Origin of the sequence: uncultured Helicobacter sp., assembly GCF_947367035.1 — a bacterium.
Classification (GTDB): domain Bacteria; phylum Campylobacterota; class Campylobacteria; order Campylobacterales; family Helicobacteraceae; genus Helicobacter_D.
The window spans coordinates 1-7,922 of the sequence record NZ_CANBCA010000042.1; the positions used below are offsets into that span (position 1 = coordinate 1).

The window sequence follows — 7,922 nt, forward strand, 5'->3', positions numbered from 1 at the left end:
TTGAAGTAGAGCGATTTACAGATATTTATTGCAATATTCTACCCACACCAAATTTTCGCGAATTGGGATTTAAAGAAAATTATTTCAATCTCTTAAAAGAGCCTTTGGAAATACCTTTGAGTGCAGATTTGAATCTTTCGTATTTTAGCGAACAAGAATGGTCAGAATTCTTGCGAAGCAAGATAAAGCTTAAAGATTTTTTGGCTTTACCTAAGGAAACAAAAGAAAAAATGCTTGGTATGCCATTATTTCTAGAAAATGAGTTTTTAGGATTAAAAGTAAAAGAGTTTTCACAATCATCAAGCGAGAGTCTAAAAATAGGAATCTTAACGCACCAAGAGATTCTAAATTTTTTATGCAATTTACAAAGCAACACTTTGGTTTTTAAAAACAAAAAAGATTTCAAGGAGTTTTGTAAAGAACCTTTAAACAACAAATTTAAGCTTTATTAGCAAGATTAAAGTAAAATAAAGGTAAAATAAAAATTAAGCATTTTATTAAAAAAGGCAAGGAATGTCGGATTTACTTAACCAAGATATTCAAAATGTTAATATAGAAGATTCCATTAAAGAAAGTTATTTAGATTACTCTATGAGCGTCATTGTTGGACGTGCTTTACCCGATGCAAGAGATGGATTAAAGCCTGTGCATCGTAGGATTCTTTATGCAATGTATGAGTTAGGCGTAACTTCTAGGGTAGCTTACAAAAAAAGTGCAAGAATCGTGGGTGATGTGATTGGTAAATATCATCCGCACGGAGATACAGCAGTTTATGACGCATTAGTTAGAATGGCTCAAAATTTCTCTATGCGGCTAGAGTTAGTAGATGGACAAGGGAACTTTGGTAGCATTGATGGGGATAGTGCGGCTGCTATGCGTTATACGGAAGCTAGAATGACACAAGCATCAGAAGAGCTACTGAGAGATATAGATAAAGATACAGTAGATTTTCTTCCAAACTATGACGATACCTTACAAGAACCAGATATTTTACCTAGTCGTTTGCCAAACTTGTTGGTTAATGGTTCTAATGGAATTGCTGTTGGAATGGCGACAAATATTCCTCCACACCGCATAGATGAAATTATAGATGCGTTAGTTTATTTGATTGATAATCCTAAAGCTAAATTAGAAGAGATTTTACAATTTATTGAAGGTCCAGATTTTCCAACAGGTGGAATTATCTATGGTAAAAGTGGAATTAAAGAAGCTTATGAAAGCGGACGAGGACGCATTAAAATTCGTGCAAAAATTCACATTGAAAAGACAAAGACAAAAGATATTATTGTCATAGATGAGATTCCTTATCAAGTGAATAAAGCACGGCTTGTAGAGCAGATAGCAGAGCTTGCAAAAGAAAAAGTGATTGAGGGAATCTCTGAAGTGCGTGATGAATCCGATAGAGATGGAATCCGTGTGGTTGTAGAATTAAAACGAGAGGCAATGAGTGAGATAGTGTTAAATCATCTCTTCAAATCTACGCCAATGGAATCCACCTTTGGCATTATTTTACTTGCGATTTATAACAAAGAGCCAAAGGTTTTCACACTCTTAGAATTGTTAAGCTTGTTTATCTCTCATCGTAAGAGTGTGGTGATTCGCCGCAGTATTTTTGAGCTAGAAAAGGCAAAAGCAAGGGCGCATATTTTGGAGGGTTTAAAAGTCGCACTTGAAAATATAGATGAGATTGTGGCATTAATCCGCGCAAGTAGTGACCCAAAAGTTGCCAAAGAGGGCTTGGTAAATCAGTTTAACTTAAGTGAGATTCAAGCGCAAGCCATCTTAGATATGCGCTTACAGAGACTAACAGGCTTAGAACGCGATAAAATAGAAAATGAATACCAAGAATTATTAAAAGAAATTGCGCGATTAAGTGAGATTCTAAAAAGTGAGGCAAAACTCAATACAATCATTAAACAAGAATTGTTAGAATCTAAAGAAAAGTTTTCAACGAAGCGAAAAACTGCGATTGAAGAGGATTATGAAAACATTGATATGGAGGATTTAATTCCTAATGAATCTGTGGTAGTAACGATGAGTCATCGCGGTTATGTCAAACGTGTGCCTGTGCGCACTTATGAGAAACAAAATCGAGGAGGAAAAGGCAAAATTTCTGCCAATACGCACGAGGATGATTTTATTGAAAGTTTCTTTGTTTCAGATACGCATGATACAATTATGTTTATCACAAATAAAGGGCAATTGTATTGGCTCAAAGTTTATAGAATCCCAGAAGCAAGCAGAACAGCGATTGGCAAAGCCGTAGTGAATCTCATCAATCTAAGTCCCGATGAAAAGATTATGGCAACTATTACGACAAAAGATTTTAATGAAGACAAATCTATTGCGTTTTTTACCAAAAATGGAATTATCAAGCGCACCAATCTAAGTGAGTTTAAAAATATCCGTAGTGTAGGGATTAGAGCTATCAATCTTGATGAAAATGATGAGCTAGTAACTGCTAAAATCATTAGCCCAAGTATTCAAGAGATTTTGGTGGTTACTTATGAGGGTATGTGCGTGCGTTTTGGTGTAGATAATGTCCGAGAAATAGGGCGCGTGGCGCGCGGTGTTACGGCAATTAAGTTTAAAATGCCAAACGACTATGTGATTGGCGCAACTGCAATCGTAGATGAGAATGAAGAAATTTTAAGCGTCAGCGAAAAGGGGATTGGTAAGCGCACAGAAGTGAATGAATATAGAATTACGAATCGTGGAGGCAAAGGCGTTATTGCAATGAAGCTTACAAGCAAAACAGGTAAGTTAGTAGGTGTCGTCAATGTAGATGAGAAAATGGATTTAATGGTGCTTACAAGTAGTGGCAAGATGATACGCGTAGATATGCAAAGCATACGTAAAGCAGGGCGTGCGACAAGTGGGGTAATCATTGTTAATGTAAATGATGACAAAGTTGTTTCTATCGCAAGATGTCCCAAAGAGGAAAAAACAGAGGATAGAGAGGAAGAGGGCGAAGATTCAGGGTTACTTGGAGATTGATTTAGGATAATGTTTAGGATTCTACTTGGCTTGATATATTTTGTAGTTTGGGGTGAGGCTTCAGAATATATTTTTTCTTATAGGGTTGCGGTGAAAAATGGAATCATTTTAAATGAAAAATATTATTTTTCTCCCTCTATGATTAATGCAAATCTATTGAAGCAAATCAAGCACCCTTATAAAAAATGTGAAATTACTCACCAAGCTAAGAGTGAAAAAGCTTTACTTAATGACTATAAAGCTAAAATTTTGGAATGTTTTTTTAATTGGGGTGTGCGTTTAGAAGATCGCAGTGAAGTCAGTAATCTAAAGGGTAAATCGCTGACTTTTTTAGCGATTCCTCCTACACGAATTAGAATTGAATATGCTAGTGGAATTGCAACGCTCTATGCGCTTGTGCAAGAGACAAAGAATTTTTCTATTTGGGATTCTATTAAGCCATCATTGCATAAACCCGCTTTATCGCCCAAGCTAGAGGATTTAACCCACAAAAAGGAGAGTGAAGATGAAATTAGCCATCGTGGAAGATGATATTAATATGCGAAAATCTCTTGAAATTGCGTTGGGAGAATATGATGAGTTTGAGGTTGTGAGTTTTAAAAGCGCTAAAGACGCTCTTAAAAGGCTTGATGAAAGCATTGATTTGATTATCACAGATATTAATATGCCTCAAATGGACGGCTTGGAGTTTTTGAAAGTCTTAAATGGTCGTTATGAAGCTTTAATTATTACAGGAAACGCAACTTTAGGCAAAGCAATTGATTCCATTCGTTTAGGAGTGAAAGATTTTTTAACCAAGCCCTTTGAAATTGAAACATTAGTAGAGGCGATTCATCGCGCTAAAAAAGCCCAAGAAGTAATGGCAAAGGCAGGTAAGCCTAAAAAAGATAAAAAAATAAACCATAAAAATCCAGACAATAAGCAGTTTATGGCAACTTCTCCTGCATTAGAAAATGTCTTAAAGTTTGCGAATAAAGCTGCTAAAACAGACGCTTCTGTGTTGCTTCTTGGAGAGAGTGGCGTGGGTAAAGAGTTGTTTGCGAATTATATTCATCAGAACTCGCCAAGAGCGGATATGCCCCTTGTCGCACTGAATATGGCTGCGATTCCAGATAATTTGTTAGAATCTGAACTTTTTGGTTATGAAAAAGGTGCTTTTACAGATGCCACAGAGGGAAGAGCGGGGAAATTTGAAGCTGCAAATGGTGGAAGCATATTTTTAGATGAGATTGGAGAAATGCCTGCTTCCTTGCAAGCTAAACTCTTGCGCGTGTTGCAAGAAAAAGAAGTCGTGCGCTTGGGTAGCTCCAAGCCCATTAAGATAGATATTCGCTTCATTGCTGCAACAAATGCAGATATTCAAAAAAAGATTCAAAAGGGTGAATTTCGTGAGGATTTGTTCTTTAGATTGCAAACGATTCCGATTCATATCCCGCCTTTACGAGAACGGATTGAGGAGATTATACCGCTTTGTGAATGGAAGCTAGAACAGGTAGATAAACAATATGGTGTAGGGAAAAAATCTTGGGGTAAGGGAGCGCAAGAACAGCTACTTTCTTATAAGTGGCCCGGCAATATTCGTGAGCTTCTCTCTGTAATTGAACGTGCAGCAATTTTATGTGAAGATGATAGGATTATGGTAGAGGATTTGTTTTTAAGCTCCCGTGAGAGTGGTGGTAAAAAGAAAATTGCGAACTTAGAAGAAGATCTGATTTATGAAGCTTTAAAGGCGAGTGATTCTGATATAGATAGTGCAGCAGAGTTATTGGGATTGAAAAAAGAATTGCTTTTAAGCAAAATGGAACGTTATAAAATTAAACTTTAAAGGAGAAAAAATGAGAAAATTTAATCTAGCAGTTGTGGGCGCAACAGGTGCAGTGGGTGAAGAGATTTTCAGGGTTTTAAGCGAACGCATTTTTCCTATTAACAAGATCGTGCCACTTGCAAGTGCGCGAAGTGTCGGCAAAGAAATAGAGTTTAAAGGGGAGAGCATTAAAGTTAAGGAGCTAACCCATAGTGTTTTTGAAGAAGAAAACATTGAAATTGCTTTTTTCTCTGCAGGTGGAAGTATTAGTGCGGAGTTCGCGCCAAGTGCAGCAAGAGCGGGTGCCGTCGTGATTGATAATACGAGTCATTTTAGAATGCAGCAAGATGTGCCACTTGTTGTGCCTGAAGTCAATCCGCAAGATATTGCTTTGTGGGAGAAAACCGGAATCATCGCAAATCCTAACTGCTCTACAATCCAAATGGTGCAAGTTTTAGAGCCATTGCATAGGGCTTTTGGCATAGAGCGCGTAGATGTTAGCACTTATCAAGCAGTTTCTGGCGCAGGTAAAAAGGGAATGGAAGAACTTGTGTTGCAAATGCAAAAATTCTTTGAATTTAGCCTTGAGTCTTGTGAGCCAAAAGCATTTCCTCACAGAATCGCATTAAATGTGATTCCACATATTGATGTGTTTTTGGGCAACGATTACACAAAGGAAGAAATGAAAATGGTTAATGAAACCAACAAAATTATGCACAGCGATTTTGCAGTGAGTGCAACTTGTGTGCGTGTACCTGTGCTTAGAAGTCATAGCGAAGCCATTACGATTAAGTTTAAACGCGAAGTGAGTGCAAAGGAGGCGCAAGAGGTGCTAAGCAAAGCCGAAAGTGTCGTGTTAATAGACAATCCACAAGAAAAATCTTACCCTATGCCAATAATTGCCACAGATAGAGATGAAACTTATGTTGGAAGAATCCGCGTAGATAACTATGATAAAAACATCTTACATCTTTGGTGTGTTGCAGACCAAATCCGCGTAGGTGCAGCGACTAACGCAGTTCGGATTGCGCAAAAGTGGATTGCTATGCAAGGCTAAAGGTTAATCAAGTGGAGATTCATTCACTTTTGTTTGTGTGTTTGGGAAATATTTGTCGCTCACCTTTAGCAGAGGGAATCGCAAGAGAGTTGGGTAATAAAGCAGGATTAACGCTTCGCATAGATTCCGCAGGAACAAGCGGGTGGCATATTGATGAGCCACCTTGTGAGCGTTCTATTATGATAGGCAAGCAACATAACATTGATATTTCTAATCTTAAAGGGCGCAAAGTCAATGTATATAGTGATTTGGAATTTGATTTGATTCTTGCAATGGATAGGCAAAATTATGAGGATTTATTGCGATTAGGGTTTCCACAAGCAAAAATCGCTTTAATAGGAGATTTTGGGCTAAAGGGGCAAGAGATTCCAGACCCTTATTATTACAGAGATTTAGAGGGGTTTGAAAAAATCTATTCTATGCTAGAGTGTGCAATTTCTGAACTCATTGCACGGATTCAAAATAAGAAATTGTAATTCTATTTTCGTCCTTGCAGCATTATAAGAAAAATTTATAAATGACGCTTGTAATTGTCAAAAGCCCTGTAATGAATACAAATCCGTCCAAAAAAGGATTTTTGTATTTTTTGAGTTTTTTCACGCTCCAAATCGCAAGGATTGGCATTAAAAATAAAATTGCCGCAATGATAGGACCGCCTAAATCCTCAATAAATCCTAAAATACTCGGATTAAGATAAGCAACAAGAATGATAGTAATATACATAAACAAAGTGCTAAATACCTTAATGTTACGGATATTTGGTTCTTTTCCACTAAGCTTAATGGCTTTACGCACGATTCCATTTAAACCCTCAAATGCACCAAAGTAATGTCCAAAAAATGAGCTTACAATAGCTAAAAATGCTACAAGTGGTGCGCCCAAAGCAATAATGGGTGTATGGAATTGATTGGCAAAATAAGAGAGAATCGGAATGTTTGCTTCTCTTGCTTTGGCAAAATCCTCTGCATTGAGACACAAAATACAAGAAAACACAAAAAACATCACAAAGAAAAGCAGTAAAAGACTTGTGCGAAATAGGATTTGGTTTGCTTTTTCTTGTGAGTTATCATAGGTTTTACGCACACTAAGGGTAAAGGTAGAGATAGCAGGAGAATGATTGAAAGCAAAAACGAGCACAGGCAAAGTAAGCCAAATCACTTGGATAAGATCTTTTAGACTTGGTATTTTTTGCAAGGATTCTAGTTTCCAATAAGGAATCAAATACAAAGAAAACGCAAAAAGGACCGCACACAAAGGATATACTAGTGCATTACAAGCTTTTGTGATGATTTCTTCTTTGAGTAGCATAACGCTCATCATCGCGCTAACTAGCACCAATGCAAGTCCTGCACGCACAAGGGGGTAAAGTGTCATCGTATCGGTATCATAGAGTGCGACAAGGTGGAGTTGATGGACAAAAAAACTTGCAAAAGTGTTGGTAATACCTACACCATAAGCAAGGCAAATCGGATAAATGGCGAAAAAATATAAAAATGTGATAAACAAGCTTGTTTTGCGTCCCCAATATTCCTCTGCGGCGTGTGTAATATCGTGTTCTGTGCTTTTGGATTCATTGACGAAGCGACTAAGTGCGCGGTGAGAGAGCCAAACCATAGGAAAAATTAAAAGGCTCATTAGCACCACAGGATAGAATCCTCCTGTTCCCGCACGAATAGGCAAAAACAAAATCCCAGCTCCTACGGCTGTGCCAAAGAGTGAAAGTGTCCAACGCGTATCAAACCGATTCCACTGCATAAGATTCCTTTATCAAATTAAAATAAAAGTTTATAATGCCAAGAATCTGCTTAAAGTTACACAAAGTCTCCTTGTAAGATTCTATTTTCTAGTTCTTGCGAGGAATGAGTGAAACGAAAGACGAAGCAATTTATAATGTTGCATAAAGTCAATTATCAAAAGCGAGATTTTAGATTATGGATTGCTTTGGGCGTTGCTCTTACAATGATACAAGAAAACAAAAGTCAAGGATAAATCTTAAAAGAGAAATAAAAAAGGTTAGTTAAGCCATAAGCCTAACTAACCTTAAAAAAAGACAGATTAGAAGCT

The 7,922-nt window shown here is 37.3% G+C and carries 7 protein-coding genes and 1 pseudogene; 7 read left to right on the plus strand and 1 reads right to left on the minus strand.

Features of this window, described 5'->3' with window-relative positions; translation table 11 throughout:
• The 6 genes and pseudogenes from Q0Y61_RS09210 to Q0Y61_RS09235 form a co-directional block, all read left to right on the plus strand.
• Positions 1–452 (plus strand): annotated as a pseudogene (locus tag Q0Y61_RS09210) (hypothetical protein); the annotation flags it as partial.
• Positions 453–513: 61 nt separating this feature from the next.
• Positions 514–2,997 (plus strand): DNA gyrase subunit A, encoded by a 2,484-nt coding sequence (gene gyrA / locus Q0Y61_RS09215; RefSeq protein WP_297814332.1) that lies wholly within the window; start codon positions 514–516, stop codon positions 2,995–2,997.
• A 9-nt stretch (positions 2,998–3,006) separates the two neighbouring features.
• Positions 3,007–3,528 (plus strand): hypothetical protein, encoded by a 522-nt coding sequence (locus tag Q0Y61_RS09220; RefSeq protein WP_297814334.1) that lies wholly within the window; start codon positions 3,007–3,009, stop codon positions 3,526–3,528.
• Complete coding sequence (locus Q0Y61_RS09225; protein ID WP_297814336.1) at positions 3,503–4,822, plus strand: sigma-54 dependent transcriptional regulator; 1,320 nt, start codon at positions 3,503–3,505, stop codon at positions 4,820–4,822. Before Q0Y61_RS09220 ends, Q0Y61_RS09225 begins: the two co-directional genes overlap by 26 nt.
• Before the next feature lie 10 nt (positions 4,823–4,832).
• Positions 4,833–5,858, plus strand: a complete 1,026-nt coding sequence (locus tag Q0Y61_RS09230) for an aspartate-semialdehyde dehydrogenase (protein ID WP_297814338.1) — start codon at positions 4,833–4,835, stop codon at positions 5,856–5,858.
• Entirely contained in the window at positions 5,837–6,334 is a 498-nt protein-coding gene (locus Q0Y61_RS09235) for a low molecular weight protein-tyrosine-phosphatase (RefSeq protein ID WP_297814340.1), read from the plus strand. The genes Q0Y61_RS09230 and Q0Y61_RS09235 overlap by 22 nt, the downstream gene beginning before the upstream one ends.
• A 22-nt stretch (positions 6,335–6,356) precedes the next feature.
• On the opposite strand, the gene Q0Y61_RS09240 is transcribed toward Q0Y61_RS09235, so the two are convergent.
• Positions 6,357–7,613 (minus strand): aromatic amino acid transport family protein, encoded by a 1,257-nt coding sequence (locus Q0Y61_RS09240; protein WP_297814342.1) that lies wholly within the window; start codon positions 7,611–7,613, stop codon positions 6,357–6,359.
• A gap of 108 nt (positions 7,614–7,721) precedes the next feature.
• Here Q0Y61_RS09240 and Q0Y61_RS09245 point away from each other — a divergent pair, with 108 nt between their 5' ends.
• The gene (locus Q0Y61_RS09245) at positions 7,722–7,847 is read left to right on the plus strand and encodes a hypothetical protein (protein WP_297814344.1); all 126 of its coding nucleotides are present in this window, start codon (positions 7,722–7,724) and stop codon (positions 7,845–7,847) included.
• Positions 7,848–7,922 lie beyond the last annotated feature (75 nt).

What these genes read in the sequence shown, in the direction of transcription:
- Q0Y61_RS09220 (WP_297814334.1), top strand. Translation starts at nt 3,007, where the DNA reads ATGTTTAGGATTCTACTTGGCTTGATATATTTTGTAGTTTGGGGTGAG.
- Q0Y61_RS09230 (WP_297814338.1), top strand. Translation starts at nt 4,833, where the DNA reads ATGAGAAAATTTAATCTAGCAGTTGTGGGCGCAACAGGTGCAGTGGGT.
- Q0Y61_RS09225 (WP_297814336.1), top strand. Translation starts at nt 3,503, where the DNA reads ATGAAATTAGCCATCGTGGAAGATGATATTAATATGCGAAAATCTCTT.
- gyrA (WP_297814332.1), top strand. Translation starts at nt 514, where the DNA reads ATGTCGGATTTACTTAACCAAGATATTCAAAATGTTAATATAGAAGAT.
- Q0Y61_RS09240 (WP_297814342.1), bottom strand. Translation starts at nt 7,613, where the DNA reads ATGCAGTGGAATCGGTTTGATACGCGTTGGACACTTTCACTCTTTGGC.